The organism is Microbulbifer maximicatervae (SeqCode) (assembly GCF_052467615.1).
Window position 1 is genome coordinate 4,279,766 of the sequence record NZ_CP174319.1, and the last position, 15,069, is coordinate 4,294,834.

General features: G+C 48.3%; 14 protein-coding genes. 5 read left to right on the forward strand and 9 right to left on the reverse strand.

The genetic code is table 11. The features are described from left to right. Window positions 1-37: 37 nt before the first annotated feature. Window positions 38-925, reverse strand: a complete 888-nt coding sequence (locus ACJJIM_RS18810) for an alpha/beta fold hydrolase (protein ID WP_444911722.1) — start codon at window positions 923-925, stop codon at window positions 38-40. A gap of 329 nt (window positions 926-1,254) precedes the next feature. Continuing rightward, on the reverse strand, window positions 1,255-2,643 hold the full coding sequence (locus tag ACJJIM_RS18815) for a pyridoxal phosphate-dependent decarboxylase family protein (RefSeq protein WP_444911723.1): 1,389 nt from the start codon (window positions 2,641-2,643) through the stop codon (window positions 1,255-1,257). A 258-nt stretch (window positions 2,644-2,901) separates the two neighbouring features. Here ACJJIM_RS18815 and ACJJIM_RS18820 point away from each other — a divergent pair, with 258 nt between their 5' ends. Then, window positions 2,902-3,492 carry a DUF998 domain-containing protein gene (locus ACJJIM_RS18820; protein WP_444911724.1) on the forward strand — a complete coding sequence of 197 codons (591 nt, stop codon included), beginning with the start codon at window positions 2,902-2,904 and terminating at the stop codon, window positions 3,490-3,492. An 8-nt stretch (window positions 3,493-3,500) separates the two neighbouring features. Here ACJJIM_RS18820 and ACJJIM_RS18825 read toward each other — a convergent pair whose 3' ends face one another. Continuing rightward, window positions 3,501-4,193: an ArsR/SmtB family transcription factor gene (locus ACJJIM_RS18825; protein ID WP_444911725.1), complete on the reverse strand. Its 693-nt coding sequence runs from the start codon at window positions 4,191-4,193 to the stop codon at window positions 3,501-3,503. A gap of 89 nt (window positions 4,194-4,282) precedes the next feature. Between ACJJIM_RS18825 and ACJJIM_RS18830 the strand changes: the two genes are divergently transcribed. Beyond that, the gene (locus tag ACJJIM_RS18830) at window positions 4,283-4,621 is read left to right on the forward strand and encodes an NIPSNAP family protein (RefSeq protein ID WP_444895805.1); all 339 of its coding nucleotides are present in this window, start codon (window positions 4,283-4,285) and stop codon (window positions 4,619-4,621) included. Further along, entirely contained in the window at window positions 4,621-4,923 is a 303-nt protein-coding gene (locus ACJJIM_RS18835; RefSeq protein WP_444911726.1) for an antibiotic biosynthesis monooxygenase family protein, read from the forward strand. The genes ACJJIM_RS18830 and ACJJIM_RS18835 overlap by 1 nt, the downstream gene beginning before the upstream one ends. An 83-nt stretch (window positions 4,924-5,006) precedes the next feature. On the opposite strand, the gene ACJJIM_RS18840 is transcribed toward ACJJIM_RS18835, so the two are convergent. Genes ACJJIM_RS18840 through ACJJIM_RS18865 form a run of 6 tightly spaced genes read right to left on the reverse strand, consistent with a single transcriptional unit; the run spans window position 5,007 to window position 11,065 of the window. Next, the gene (locus ACJJIM_RS18840; protein ID WP_444911727.1) at window positions 5,007-6,218 is read right to left on the reverse strand and encodes a DUF3570 domain-containing protein; all 1,212 of its coding nucleotides are present in this window, start codon (window positions 6,216-6,218) and stop codon (window positions 5,007-5,009) included. Then, window positions 6,154-6,369 (reverse strand): DUF4266 domain-containing protein, encoded by a 216-nt coding sequence (locus ACJJIM_RS18845; RefSeq protein WP_413663671.1) that lies wholly within the window; start codon window positions 6,367-6,369, stop codon window positions 6,154-6,156. The genes ACJJIM_RS18840 and ACJJIM_RS18845 overlap by 65 nt, the downstream gene beginning before the upstream one ends. Window positions 6,370-6,373: 4 nt before the next feature. Beyond that, window positions 6,374-6,850 carry a TlpA disulfide reductase family protein gene (locus tag ACJJIM_RS18850; protein WP_413663672.1) on the reverse strand — a complete coding sequence of 159 codons (477 nt, stop codon included), beginning with the start codon at window positions 6,848-6,850 and terminating at the stop codon, window positions 6,374-6,376. Window positions 6,851-6,881: 31 nt separating this feature from the next. Further along, window positions 6,882-7,535 carry an outer membrane beta-barrel domain-containing protein gene (locus ACJJIM_RS18855; protein ID WP_444911728.1) on the reverse strand — a complete coding sequence of 218 codons (654 nt, stop codon included), beginning with the start codon at window positions 7,533-7,535 and terminating at the stop codon, window positions 6,882-6,884. Then, window positions 7,505-8,446 carry an outer membrane beta-barrel protein gene (locus ACJJIM_RS18860; protein WP_444911729.1) on the reverse strand — a complete coding sequence of 314 codons (942 nt, stop codon included), beginning with the start codon at window positions 8,444-8,446 and terminating at the stop codon, window positions 7,505-7,507. Before ACJJIM_RS18860 ends, ACJJIM_RS18855 begins: the two co-directional genes overlap by 31 nt. Before the next feature lie 3 nt (window positions 8,447-8,449). Continuing rightward, the gene (locus ACJJIM_RS18865) at window positions 8,450-11,065 is read right to left on the reverse strand and encodes an HzsA-related protein (RefSeq protein WP_444911730.1); all 2,616 of its coding nucleotides are present in this window, start codon (window positions 11,063-11,065) and stop codon (window positions 8,450-8,452) included. A 225-nt stretch (window positions 11,066-11,290) separates the two neighbouring features. On the opposite strand from ACJJIM_RS18865, the gene ACJJIM_RS18870 reads away from it, so the two are divergent. Further along, window positions 11,291-12,517 carry a hypothetical protein gene (locus ACJJIM_RS18870; protein WP_413663676.1) on the forward strand — a complete coding sequence of 409 codons (1,227 nt, stop codon included), beginning with the start codon at window positions 11,291-11,293 and terminating at the stop codon, window positions 12,515-12,517. Window positions 12,518-12,520: 3 nt separating this feature from the next. Beyond that, window positions 12,521-15,040 carry a LamG domain-containing protein gene (locus ACJJIM_RS18875; RefSeq protein WP_444911731.1) on the forward strand — a complete coding sequence of 840 codons (2,520 nt, stop codon included), beginning with the start codon at window positions 12,521-12,523 and terminating at the stop codon, window positions 15,038-15,040. Window positions 15,041-15,069 lie beyond the last annotated feature (29 nt).

The following is a 15,069-nucleotide window of genomic DNA, read 5'->3' on the forward strand; positions in this document are numbered from 1 at the left end:
GCACTGCGGCCTCTTTTTTAAATTTTCCACTGTATTGTCACAGCCCCTGACGCTGCAAAAACTCCATTGCGTCGGTGACACTTTGTTCAGCATTTTCGACATGGGACATATGCCCCATCTTCTGATATACGATTAACTCTCCATTAGGCAACTTGTCAGAGAAGTACTTTCCTACGGACAAGGGAATAATTTGATCTTCTGCCCCCCAGATAAATAAAACTGGAATTTTTATAGTCTCCAAGTCCGGCAACGGTTGGAAATTGATTGTGGCATTAGCAACCAAATTGATCGCTGTACCGCGATTCTTCTCATAGCGGGAAAGCAAATAGATTCGTTCCAGCATTTCCCCCGGCAGAGCCTGCGGATTGTAGAAAAATTTGGAAGCCAGCATTTTTCTCAATAATCCACGACTACCAATGTGCGCAACCATTTTTCGCCCCCAATGGCTGGTGGCAAATCGGGCAATACCAGCAGGCATTTCCAGTCCCTTGCCACATTTATAACCACCGGGAGAGACAAGAATAGCGGCCCTGGGTATATTCGGATGTCCTGTTAAATAGCGTAAAACCCCATTTCCACCAAATGAATGGCCAGCGATCACATAGTCCCTAAGTTTCAGGGTTGCGACAAATTCTGCAATAAAATCGGCAAAATGCTTAGGTGTATAAGTGCCTCCTGGTAACGGGTCGGTCAATCCATGCCCAGGTAAGTCCACCAAAATAACATGATATTTTTCTGCCAATTTTGTCGCCCAGGCATTCCAGGCGCTCAGTGAATCACCACCACCGTGAAGACAAAGTATATTAACGCCATCAACAGGCCCCATCTCGCGATAATTAACGGATAAACCACCGGCTAGCGTAAGTTGATTAAAAGAGAATTTCAGTAGCTCATTGCGACTTAAACTGGGACTACAAAACGCCATCCACATAAGCCAGAGTAGAATTAAAAAAAGAATTAAAACCAGCCAAAAAGTCATCGTTCTACCCGAGCCCCTCACCTTTATGCGCTGAAAAAGTGGCTGAGTTGGCGGAAATAGTAATACCCAAGCAAAAGCTTGAAAATAATGGCCCAGATCCGCGCCCATTCAACAAGGATAGACGGCGCTCGCCACTGAAACTGGCTGCTACGCCCAAAGGTAGAAAAAAGAGAACCTCTTAGTAATTCACCAATATCCCTGCCTAACCTAAAAGATGCAAATATTAAGTGCTATTTACTTTAGAAGGCCCCTAGTACTTCATGTCACACAATGGGTTATCTAGACATCTGAGCCCCTGTCGCCCGGCAAATAGCATCCAGGGTGAGGGCAATATCATTATCGGTAGTCGCCCAGGAAGAGATGCTAATACGCAGGGCCGTTTTTCCTCTCCAGGTAGTCGTTCCAAACCAGCATACGCCCTCCTCCTGTATGGTCCTGACTATCTCTTGAATGTCTTCCGCAGTGCCAATAGTTGCCACCACCTGGTTTAACACTACATCGTTAAGGATCTCATAGCCCATTTCTGCCAAGCCTTCGCACAGATGCTGGGCATGGATACAGCAGCGATCAATCATCGCCGCTACTCCCTTCGGGCCCATCTCCTGAATCGCCGCCCACACTTCCACCCCTCTGGCCCGACGTGAGAATTCTGGCACCATATCCTTGGGGGGCACCAGCGATCCCACTTGCAAGTATGGCGCCTGGGTTGTCATCACATTGTGTACAGACCCCGGCTTTCGACAAATTGCCAAACCGCAGTCATAAGGCGTATTTAGCCATTTATGAGCATCTACAGCCCAGGAATCTGCTTGTTCTACTCCAGTAGTCAACACTGATTTCGCTGGAGATGCCGCTGCCCACAAACCAAAGGCACCGTCGACATGTACCCAGGCACCTTTGGATTTAGCTTCGGGAATTATGTCTGCAAACGGATCAAAACTGCCGGAGTTTACGTTGCCCGCCTGAAGGCAAATAATGGTGGTTTCATCAACCTCGGGAAAAGTATCTGCACGCACCCTCCCCTGTTCATCACAGGGCGCTTTAATCACCTGGTCCATACCAAATCCAAGAATAGAGAGCGCCTTGTGAACTGTGACATGGGACTGTTCAGAAACAACAATACGCAGTGGCGGCGCACCAGCTAGCCCGCTTTTTGCCAGGTCGATATTTAATTTTTGATAAAGCGTATTTCGCGCAGCAGCCAAGCACACCATATTGGCCATAGATGACCCTGTGGTGAAACCCACACTACTTTCCATCGGCAAGGTTAACAATTCCAATATCCAGTTTGCCGCAATACGCTCCAGATAAATTGCAGAAGGCGCCGACGCCTCCAGAACCGCCACTTGGTCCCAAACGGCGTTCATTACCGCCGCGCCCATAGAAGCTGGCGTAGCCCCACCTACCACCAATCCGAAAAATCGCCCACCGGTACTGGCAACTGTTGCCGGAGAACCATAACGATGCAGGCTCTCGACAACAGCCTCTGCCGGTTCCCCAGCCCGGGCCAAGTCGCTGTTAAAAAATTGCATTTGATCAATATCAAAGGCGGACGGACTTACGCGGCGATCGCGAATATCGGAAACATACTCCTCAGCGTACCGCGCTGCCAGGGATAGTACTTCTATGGCATTAGAAAAATTTTTGCTGTCATTATTATCCATTTTCGCCCCCTCAACTCCTTTTCCAGCACCTGATCTAGTATAAAAAATTAATTACTCTATTAGACTTAAACTAATAAAAAATTAATTAAAACGATACGAACAATAAGGACAAAAACACCTAGCTTTATGGCAAGAATCGCTTTTAGATAAAGTTGAAATAACAATAAACCTGGCACGTTTGAAGACAAGGATTAACTTGAAAGGACTTTTTATCTAGTGCTATCTTCTGCCCCAACATAACCAGTCGGGGCTCATACAGTGTTTGCTTACTTGGGGTTTATCTCGCTGGTATGGATGGTTGTAGGTGTTACATTGGCAGGAGCAAAATACTCTGGCTATAGCCATTCAAGACAATTCTGTAGCGAACTAGGAGCCGTTGGAAGCCCAACCCAGAAGCTCTCCCCCCTCATTAACAACTACCCACTTGGCATATTATTCTTCTTATTTGGCCTGCATATAATTCAAATTGAACAGGCCCCAGTTGTACTTACCATCATTGGAGTTTTAATTATCATCCACGGTATTGGAACCTGGGTTGCGGGTTATTTTCCTATGGATGCAGATCCCTATACAAAAACCCCTAGTCTTGAATGCCAGATACACTCCTGGGCGGGGATACTTATGTTGTTGTCTTTACTCATTGCGCCATTGCTAAGTACTTTCATTAGTTACTTCTCAATAGAATTCAGGCTATTTAGTACAGCCTGCTTGCTCGCTTCTATCTATTTTACTGTTACCTTAAAAAAAGCCTACGAAGAAAAAACCAACCCCGGTCTGCACCAACGTCTCAGCTATGGAGCACAGTTGATATGGTTAACGGGGCTTTCCTTTAATCTGATAACGAGCTGACAAATAATTTATAGCAACTTGGAGTGATCAATCTGATAACGCTTCGAGAACAGTAAAAGCCCCTTCTGGGAGAAAGTAATCGCCCTCGAGTCCGCTCTTCTAACCGCCCACTGCTTTGCCAAGGCATCTTCGAGTATCCATTGGCCCAAGCTTCCTGCAAGGTGGCTTTTTCGCTCGCTCCAGTCTAGGCATGACTTGCAAACAGGGCGCTTACGCTGCTTAAAACTAGCTACGGCTACTCCTCGTTCCTGAAAAAATATTTCACCCTCTTTGGTCAAGGAAACTTGCTGTGATTGCTCAGAGAGCAACTCACTAGCCAATAGGGCCTCGTACAATAGTACACCAGCCATTCCTGCTAAATGGTCATAGCAGATGCGGGACTTCCTTAAATCTGGATCTGCGGGCCCAGTGGTAACTTTTTGAGGTACCAGGGTGCTACTCAGATTGAGCAGTGCCTCTAGCGCTTCGGCAACTTGATGACTCGCCAGCTGAAAGTACTTGTGCCTACCCTGCTTGCGAACTATCAGCAGCTTGCTATCTACCAGCTTGAAAAGATGGTTACTTGCAGTCTGTGCAGTCACATCAGCCTCACAGGCTAACTCTGTTGCTGTCAGTGCTTTTCCACTCATAAGCGCCATCAATATTTTTGAGCGCGCCCGATCCCCAATCAAACTGGATATTACCGAAATGTCAGGTTCCATGGTTATCCTCGCAACAGTTCGCTGAACACCGAAGTATAGAAAATTAAACCACCTAGAATGCCAGCAAATTATGAATAGAGGCAACTTAGATGACTGTAACCTGTTTTATTGAATACAAGATCGATCCGTTTAAGCTTGATGCTTTCCGGCAGTATGCTGAGAACTGGGGCAAGATCATTCCCAATTGTGGCGGACGACTATTAGGATATTTTCTACCTTCTGAGGGCACCAACTTTCAGGCCTTTGGTATTATTAATTTCGATAGCTTGGCTCATTATGAACAATATCGAAAACTGCTTAAGCAGTCTCCTCAGGGCAGTGAAAATTTTCAGTTTGCGACAAGAGAGAAGTTTATTCTTGAAGAGAAGCGAAGCTTTTTAAATGCTGTGCCAGAAACCTACCTGAAATTCCCACAGGAAAGTCACTGATGATCGCCGTCATATTTGAAGTTACACCAAAATCTTCAGGAAAAGACAAATATCTGGCCGTTGCAGCCGACCTAAAAGAACACCTAATCAGCTTCGATGGATTTATCTCAGTCGAGAGATTTCAAAGCCTCAATCAGCCAGAAAAAATTTTGTCACTCTCTATTTGGCGGGATGAAGAATCTGTAGTGAGTTGGAAAAATCACAAGGCTCATTGTGATGCACAACACCTAGGCAAAAAACAACTATTTGACAACTATCGTATAAGGATTGGAAAAATTCTTCGGGATTACTCTATGCAATAAATCAACAGTCAAATTTGACTCAAACTATAAGGCCTCTGCATCTTGTTCTTTTACTGAAAAACAGAACGCAGAGGCCCCCATTCCTAAAAACGGACCGACCAAAATAATCGAATTACATTGGCAGAGAAACTATAAGCGGGTTCGTCACCGGGACTGATAGATGTAGCTGAACCGTGTACTGTGACATCGAGAAAGTCATCGTAGTCAAATAGAATATGATCCCAGTAAAGATTAATTGTATTCCTGCGATTTAATAGAGACCAGCGCCGTGGCAACTCATAGGACACTCCCAGGCCAAGGGCCAAGGTTGTGAAATTGCTCAACTCCTTATCACGAGCACGAAAGTTGGTAGCGTTGAGATAGGGAAAAAGGTCGCTGTAAAAATCTGCACTACTCTGCTGATAGTAACGGATCTTTCCTTCAAAAACCCACTCGTCTTGCTCTTTCCAAGGATGGGTATAGCGAAACTCTACATTGTCTGCAACGATTCCCCAACTATCCGCATAGTGTCGATACTCCCCTTTAATCGCTGCGCGATAGGGCAATCTATATTTGGCCCTTAGGGCAACCGCATCACTGTTACGAGTTCTGGGGTAAACCTCGGCCTGATAGCTAAATCCTGTTCCAGATGCTTCATCGAGATACCTAACACTGCGATAAGGGTTGTTGAGATACCCTTCATCCGACACAGTTTCGACACTCACCTCTGCAATCAGCTTTTGCGTGAGAATCTGATTCCAACTAAATGCGTAGCGACGGTGTTGCGCTTCCTCGGCAAAATTATCGTCGCCATTGCGGAACACATCATCACTTCCGTAACTAACCCGCAGGTCGATAGTACTTAGGTCGCCAAAGAAACCCTGACTGATGCCGAAAGCAACGGTTTGTGCCTCGTAGTCATTCTCAGAACTGTTGGTGTATCCCACGCTGATCGTAGTTTTATCCACCAGGTAGTCAGCGCCCAAAGAGTACTCATCCCGTTGCTCCGAATACTCACTGGCCGTGGCCTCCACATCAATAGAGGCCCCGGAAATCATGTCCACATAGTAATTGGCAGACAGGGAAACATTGTTGCCAACATTCTGGCGAATCAATACTGAAGGCCCATCAATGGTCACTCCACCACCGCTATAGGCGTGATACATATTGTCTGCCCGCTCTTCGGGAAGCACTGCGGCCACGGCAGCGAGCGGTGCCAAAAATGCCAACCCGCCCCAGTGAGATAGAAGCTTAGTTACAGCCACATCCACCTCCACTGCCTCCTTCAGCTCCACGCGCAGCTTCTCGAGCTTCATACACGTGATTCATATAACGAGCAGCTACCGGATCCTGCTCAAACCCCATAATAGGATCCGCAAGAAATTGCCGTTCGTAGGGTGCAATCCACGGGTTAACAGTGCAACCTGTACTCATCAAGAAAGTGCAAACTAGCAATAGTGCACGCATGACACTACTCCCGAATCAATTCCTTAATCATTTTTTTATAGGCAGCTTCATCCCCATCACGATAACCTTTATGGATATAGCGAACGTTGCCATCACGATCAATAAATACGGTGCTGGGCATAGCGGCAACACCATACATTTTGCTCACTTCCCCTTTGCTATCAAAAAGAATCGGAAAATCCACTGGGATTTTCGCTAATAGCGAGTCCGCATCCTTGCGCTGTGCATCCACATTGACTCCCCAAACCTGGAAGCCAGCAGCTTCATAGCGAGCATGTAGCTGATCCAACAGCGGCATTTCCTGACGACAAGGGCCACACCAGGAAGCCCAGAAATTCAGCATAATGACATCGCCGCGCTGCTCTGCAAGCCTCAAATTTCCGCCTTGGTTGGAACTCAAGGTAAAATCCTTAGAGGGCTCTGCGGCGGAAGCCTGTGACATCGATAAAAGCAGCGTCAGGAAAGCAGCCAGGTATTTCATGGAAGAGTCCTTGTTATTTTTTGATGATCAATTAAAAAAAGATGGTAAGTCCCAATTGGGCAGACAGATTATTGGTGACTTGGGCCTCGCCAAATAATTCATGCTCAAAAACATGGTCGCGAACATCCAGGCGCACTGCGAGCCAATCGTTGGCAAGCATTCTCACTCCTGCACCAAAGTTGTAAGTGAAGTGCTCCTCGTCAGCAAACGAGGTATTTCCCACACCTCCCGCAACATAAAAATTGGCATTAAAAGCCCAGTCATCAAATACAAAGTACTCACCCTGGAAAATATTCCAGCCCACAGAGGCATTGTAATAACTGAGTTCACGCTGCTCATCAGTCAGCAGTGGTGCGGCACCGCTCAACCTTTCAAAACTGGATTCTCCCAACTCAGTCTGGGCATAGGTGGCCTCAATAAAGAAATCTTCGCTGATATGGTAGGCCGCTGAAGTGCCGTACAGGGAGTTTGAGCCAAAATCCTCGACATTGATAACACCAGCAAACAAACCAATTTCTATATTTTCACTATCTATCTGGGCGTCACGTATCTCTCGCCGCTCCAGTTCAGGTGCGACAATATCCGCAAGTACTTCATCATCCTGCTGAGCACTGCATACCTGGGTCCCCACCAGTGCGGAAAGCGCCGCAGAGCCTACAGATATACGTCGAAACCAAGTTTCCACTCGACTATCTCCTGATTATTTTCCTGCGTAGTAAGCAAGTAGTGATTTGTGTATTCAGCCCTGATGGCAAAGCGGCGCGATAAGTAAGTACGCAACCCTACGCCCGCCAACATCGTTGTATCTTGCCGATCTTCGGTGGCAACGATAGTTGCGTTTGGAGAGGTAACATTTATCCCGGCTCCCAAAACAAAATAAGGGGATATCTTCCAACGTGGAAATGGCTGGTGGACCATTGCCACCTGATAGACTTGGCTGTCTGAATAGGAACCTACCGCCTGGGTTGCACGTATTTCAGTAGCTAGATTGGCAGTAAATTGGTAGCCCAGGCTAACTCCCAGGGAGTCCGCTCCAGCAAAATCACCGTAATTCAAACCTAGGTAAAAGTAACCGTCGTCAACATCGGAAAAATCCGGCAGAGGAACTCGAACAATTTCTCCATTTTCTCCGTAGATTTCACGTAAGTCGTCAACTTTTACCCAGCCACTTTTATTGCGTGAAGTAAGCACTTTTACCCAGTCGGTGCGGCGTTTAAGCAACCAAATTTTTTCACCATATTCCGCCACATAAAAAATAGGGTAACCGCGGCCCGGACCTCGATATATATTGATAAATGCATTACCTACTGTAACCAGCTCTGCATCCTCAGGGTCTTTATCCTTTTTCTCAGTCTCAGTCTCAGTCTCAGTCTCAGTCTCAGTCTCAGTCTCAGTCTCAGCCTCAGCCTCAACCTCAACCTCAACCTCAACCTCAACCTCAACCTCAACCTCAACCTCAACCAATTCTTCTTTCAGGATTGCATCTGAGACATCAGATTTCACCAAAGTTTCTTCAGAAAAGACCGGTCCTGAGAAAAGGATAAGTAATATAAATACCGGGAAACTACCAATAAAATAGCGTTGTAATTTCAACATGGATTAATCTGCCGGTGCTGCAAAAGGATCGTTATAGTACTGGGCACCGATATCAAACCACTCGGCAATCAAACGCAACTCGGCATCCTCTAAGTACCCTTGGTGTGCACCACCATTTTCAAAAAGGGAAAAAAACGAGCTCTCAAGAGCCGAGCTCGCCAAGGGAGAGGAAATATTGACGGTTACCATTACCGGAATCGGATCTCCATTACTATCGAGAACCAGCTCACCATTTTCATCAACTTCGTAAACAGGATTTCCATCATCATCAAATTCCTGTACAAGCCGCGGTGTTAGCACCCCACTGGATAACTCCAATTCAGGACGATCGGCCACCAGCTCAGAATAGGAAACAAACCAAGCATCATTAACAGAGGAAGCCGAGGTTGTAAGATCTAATTGCCCATCGGGTATTTGGGTTGCTCCGGCAGCATCAACAGGAGAGTGACAGCCTGTACAGGTATAATCAGCTATTACTGCTCCTGTACTATCCAATATTTCACGGGGGAAATCCCAGAGCGGCTGAATATGTTGTTCATAGTGAATGACGATTCGACAGTTACTTTCCCACTCTGTTAAACAGGTGGATTCCACCGGTGCATCCGTACTCAAATCACCGTATGAAAGCAATAACTCATCATCCTTAGTCCGTACCGCAGGATCAGTCCATAAATCGGTAAACTGGAGATCTCCTGCAAGTGCAGCCTCACCAATATACCGGGCCAATAATTGAGCCATGGTCTCGCCCATTTCCGCCAGTAGCGCGGGCTCAGTATTGGCAAATGGTGCTGCCGAGGTCGGCGCTCCATCCCAAGCTGAATCCAGCTGCATATCCGTGCGGCCATGGGGAACTTCGCTATCGCTAGTATGACAACCGTTACAACTGCGCACTTCGCCCGCTTGTAGCTGTAACCAGTTGTTATGACTATCGAAAATGCGTTTTCCATCCGCATCGACAACGGAAATTGCCAGGGGCGTATCTGCGGGAACTTTTACCCTTACGGAGCCGTCGGGCTGGATTGGGGTATAACCCAATATTTCACGCATGCCCTGATTACCATTGCGGCCAAATGCCGCTCCATCAAAGTCCAGAACATCATCGTCGGGAATGCCCACGGCCTTGGAAATTTTCAGGAATCGTGCAGGCCGCAAATCTGCTGTGGTTTGGGCGGGATCCGCCAAGGTTTCGATTCCGGCAATATCTTCACCATCAAAATCATAAACACTGCGAATATCCAGGATTCCGACAGATTCCTCCACCAGATCCGCATCGACATCGACTCCCGGGACGGGATCTGGAATATAGGTAGGTTCAGTGCGAGGCTCCAGAGTAACCCCTTCGGATATCATTTCTCCCTCTTCCACAACCACAATAGGAAGCTGAGTGCCAGCGATATAATCGTAAATCCACAGACCGTAGAGTGGGTCTGCCAATTGAACTTCTTCGTCTTCGGCAAGAGTATCCGGGCAGGTCTCCAGCAGCTCGGTTTCTTCATTGATAACCCGGCATTCACTCCAGGTTACCAACAAACGACTTGTCCCATCGTAGAATGGCCATGCGGAAGCAAAAGTACCGTGGGGAGAAATAGTATCGTCGGTAGTGACTTCTCCAACAGTGATAGAAGCCTGCCCGACCATTTCACCACTTTGCTCCGGCTCACTGTAGGCTTCGCTATAAACAATTCCGTCGATAGTAACGAGATCGCCGCCATAAGTGAGCCCAGAGGGAGCGCGCAACGTTACCAAAAGGCGGCCATCCGGCATTTCGTGCGGTCTATTGAAGGCGGCCTCAGTCTCTTCTGTACCCGTATTTTGACTGTGATAACCGTAATAAACCGCCAGGTCAGAACCATCTGGCTTTACTGTATATAAGCTTAATTTATCGATACCTGCTGCATTGTCCCAGCGATTAAACAGAATCCGTCCATCGCTCAGTACAACTGGATTTAAATCATGACTCTGATTAAACGATATCTGAGTGATATCGGTTCCGTCCGCTTCCATTACATGGAGTACAAATGCCGGCTCCTGTCGATTTTCAGTCAGAGCTGAAAATTGCGGTTTATCGTCATCCAGTAAAAGAGCTCTGGAGCGCCGCTGGCGGGTAGAAGAAAAAATAATACGTCCATCGGGTAAAAAAGCGGGAGCGATATCCTGGCCTTCTTCAGCAGTTAAATCTGACTCAATTACCCGATTGAGTTCTTCTGTTTCGGTGTTGTATACCCAAATATTCCAGGTAGGCTGCTCATCGTCATCAGCGTCTTCTATTTCCGGTGCCCGCATAGAAAATATAAGCTGGCTGCCATCTGCTGAAGTATTCAGGTCTTTTACATCGTAATCACCGTCAAATATATTTGCAGTAATGACAGTTTCTGCTGCACTGGCGGTTGCACGGTCTTTTAAAATCAATTGGGCTCCGGCAAAAAATTCCGCGGGCTCATAAATATTATCCTGAAGGAGGCTGCCATCATCGTCACTACTTAATTGACGAAGTACAAAAGCAACAGGATAGTCCTCCACCACGGGATCTTCGGCTTGGTCTTCACCACCACTGGAACTGCCACCGCCACTACAGGCCGTCACCAATAGCAAAAGCGGTAGCGCACGCAAACATTTCATTTTTGTTATCCACCCGGGTTTGGCACGAGCAGCACACGCCTTTTTTGTGCTCTTAGCCTAAGAACTTTTTTATACGGCTTTGACCGCTGAGGCTAATTCTCGCAAGTTGCGCACAAAAAGTTTGCCAACTGGGACGCAAATATTGAAAGTCATTCTGACATTGTTGAAATCTGCTTTTAGACTGCTTTGCCACATCCCAGTGATCTCACCGACAAAAATAGTCCAATGAAAAATAATTCGTCTCGAGCGCGTGTACTCCGGCTCACCACGGTAACCGCACTGCTCGGAGTAGGTTTGTGGAGTAATTCTGCCCTATCAGCATCGCAGGACCAGGCTCTCCAAATTCACAGCCGCATCACCGGAACCATTCCTAGCGAGAGTGTATTGCTGGATATGGCAGAGGATATAGAAAACGGTGATCCCACCGCTGCGGCGTATACGGCAATGGAGAATGACGCCTTCTATAATGTCACTCTAAAAAATCTGGCCACTCCCTGGACTAATGAGGAGCAGGACGTATTTGAACCATTAAATGATTACACTGCGACGGTAATCGGCATGGTTCGGGACGATATGGACTTCCGCCAACTGCTCTCGGCAAATATTCTCTACACCGGTGATATTTCTGGCCTGCCCTCCTATAACACGGGAAATAACGACCACTACGAGACACTGGAAGCCGGGGGTTATTCCCTGCAGGACAATCTGGTGCAGGAAGCTCAATCCTCTCTCAATGGTCTCCCCGCAGATGCCACCGCCGGCGTTCTTACCAGCCGCGCAGCTGCCAAGGCTTTTTTTAGTGCGGGAACCAATCGCGCCATGTTTCGCTTTACCATGCTCAATCACCTGTGTAACGACATGGAGCAGGTGCAGGATACTTCCCGCTCACCGGATCGTATTCGCCAGGATGTAAGCCGCAGCCCTGGGGGCGACAGTCGGGTATTCCAAAATAACTGTATCGGTTGCCACAGCGGCATGGACCCCATGGCACAGGCATTCGCTTACTACGACTATGTATACGATGCAGACAATGATCCCGATGGTGAAGAGGGAGCCCTGGATTACAACGCAGCCGGTGATATAGATCCAGAAACCGGCAGCCGTGTTAAGGCCAAAAACCTGATCAACAGCGGCAATTTCCCCCACGGTTTTATTATTCCCGACGACAGCTGGGTTAACTACTGGCGCGAGGGCATAAATATGCATCTGGGCTGGAGCGACACCTTGTCCGGCAACGGCAACGGTATCAAATCCCTGGGAGAGGAGTTGTCTAACAGCCGAGCTTTCGCCAAATGCCAAGTAACTAAGGTGTTTCGCCAAGTTTGTCTGCGCGAGCCGGAAGATTCTACCGACCGCAACCGAATCGAAACTATTACCGATGACTTCAGCAATACCGGCTACAAACTTAAGCAGGTATACGCAGACACTGCGGTTTACTGCGCGGGAGATTAACAAATGAAAACCTATAAAAGTCTCCCAGTGATAGAAAATACACTGACAGTTCGCACGCTTCGTATCGCTTCACTGTTTTGTGCTGCCCTAGCAATCAGTGCCTGTAGTGGTGGCAGTGGAGAGGGCACCGAAAGCCAACCGGATACCAGCGACAACGATGGCACCGCTGCCTATTCCGGACCGGATCCTGAAACCGATGATGTCAATCAATATAAACAGTACATCTGGGATAACCTAGCGGCGACAAATCGATGCGGCAGCTGTCATATTGAAAATAACCAGAGCCCACATTTTGTCCGCGGCGATGATATCAATGCTGCCTACGATGCCGGGCGTGAGTTAATTAACTTATCAGTTCCCGATGAATCCCGTTTGGTAACCAAGGTTGGTGGTGGGCACAATTGTTGGCTTTCCAGCGATGATGCCTGTGCGGAAATTATTACCAACTACATCGAGGAATGGGCTCGGGCTAGCGGCGGCCTAAGCAATACAATCACCCTTGTTGCACCTGTCGAGCGTGAGGTGGGTGCCAGTAAAAGTTTCCCCGAATCCAGCGGCAGCTTTAGCACTACAGTTTACCCTCTGTTGCGCAGCTACTGTGCCAACTGTCACAGTGAAGATGCGACAACGGCACAAACCCCCTACTTTGCCAGCTCTGATGTCGATCTCGCCTACGCATCTGCGGTCAGCAAAATTAACCTGGATTCTCCGGCCGACTCCCGTTTCTCTGTGCGCCTGGGCAGTGAATTTCACAACTGCTGGGATGACTGCTCAAATAACGAAGCGGAAATGACCGATGCGATCCAAGCCTTCGCCGATACTATCAGTGTCACCGAGGTAGACCCCGACTGGGTTATCAGTAAGGCACTGCGCCTCACAGACGGTATTGTTGCGAGTAGTGGCGGCCGTATAGAGAGCAATGCAATTGCTCTCTATGAATTTAAAACCGGCAGCGGCACCACTGCCTACGATACCTCCGGGGTTAACCCTGCAATTGATCTCGCCCTATCTGGCGATGTGGAGTGGATCGACTCCTGGGGGCTGCAATTGAAGGGGGGTAAAGCACAGGGGGCTACTGCAACCAGCAGCAAACTTTACGATACCCTCACAGCCACCGGTGAATACTCAATTGAAATCTGGGCGGCACCAGCCAACGTCTCACAGGATGGGCCCGCGCGTATCGTCACCTATTCCGGTGGCGATGATATTCGCAACTTCACTCTCGGCCAGGATCAATACAGTTACACCGTGCAAAACCGCAATGACAACACCGATGCGGACGGTATGCCTGCCCTGGCAACCGATGATGCCGACCAGGTTGTACAAGCCAGTCTCCAGCATGTGGTGGCCACTTACGATCCAATTAACGGACGCAAGCTTTACGTTAACGGTGCAAATACCGGGGAGCCGGACCCAAGTGAATCCGGTTTGCTCTCTACCTGGGACGATACCTTTGCCCTCGCAGTAGGAAGCGAAGTCAGTAACGGCAATAGTTGGGAAGGCTCCATTCGCCTTTTGGCAATTCACTCCCGCGCCCTATCGGAAGAGGATATTGCTACCAATTACGAAGTCGGCGTCGGTGAAAAATATCTGCTGTTATTCAAAGTTGAAGAGCACACAGGCATTGCTGAAAGCTATGTCATGTTTACTGTGCAGCAATTTGATAATTATGCCTATCTGTTTAGTGAGCCCACCTTTGTCAGCCTCGACGACAGTGTCGATCCATCTGGAATCGCCATTGAGGGAATGCGTATCGGTATTAATGGCCGCGAAGCGGAGGTGGGCCAGGCCTGGTCCAAGTTATCCACTGAGGTCGACAATAGCTACTTAGTAGGTGAAGGACAGCAGCTCTCCAGGCTTGGGACCATTATCACTCTGGATAAAGGCCCCCTCGATGATGAATTTTTCCTGACCTTCGAAAAAATCGGCAGCGAAACCTATAACCGGGTTGAGGCTACTCCAGCAGAACCTGCGGATGCCGCTGATCTGGAAGCGCAATCACGCATAGGTCTGCGCCGATTTGAACAAATCCATGCAAGCCTGTCCCAGGCGACCGGAGTCTCCATGTCCCACCCGGATATTTATGAAACCTGGGAAACTGTGAAACGCCAGCTTCCGGTTGAAAGTGACATTGAAGGATTCCTCGCTGCACAGCAAATGGGTATTACCCAGCTGGCAGTGAAGTATTGCAGTACCCTGGTGGACTCCAGTGAGCGCAGCAGCTACTTCAGTGGGTTTGACTTCAGCGCTTCCGCAGATACCGCCTTCGACAGCGCCAGCAAGCGCGCGCAGATTATCGATCCGCTCATGGAAGGTTTGCTTGGCCACGAGATGAACTGGCATGACGGCAGCGTCTCGCAGCTTGCCAGCGCCCCGGACCTGGCCTCTGTAGAGACAGAACTGGACACGCTTATCGACACCATGACCGCCTGTGGCAGCAGCTGTGATTCAGGTCGCACAGAAACTACGGTGAAAGCCGTATGTGCTGCCGCCATGGGCAGTGCCATGATCCTGATTCACTGATCGCATAAAAAAGACTAGCGGCTTTGTCG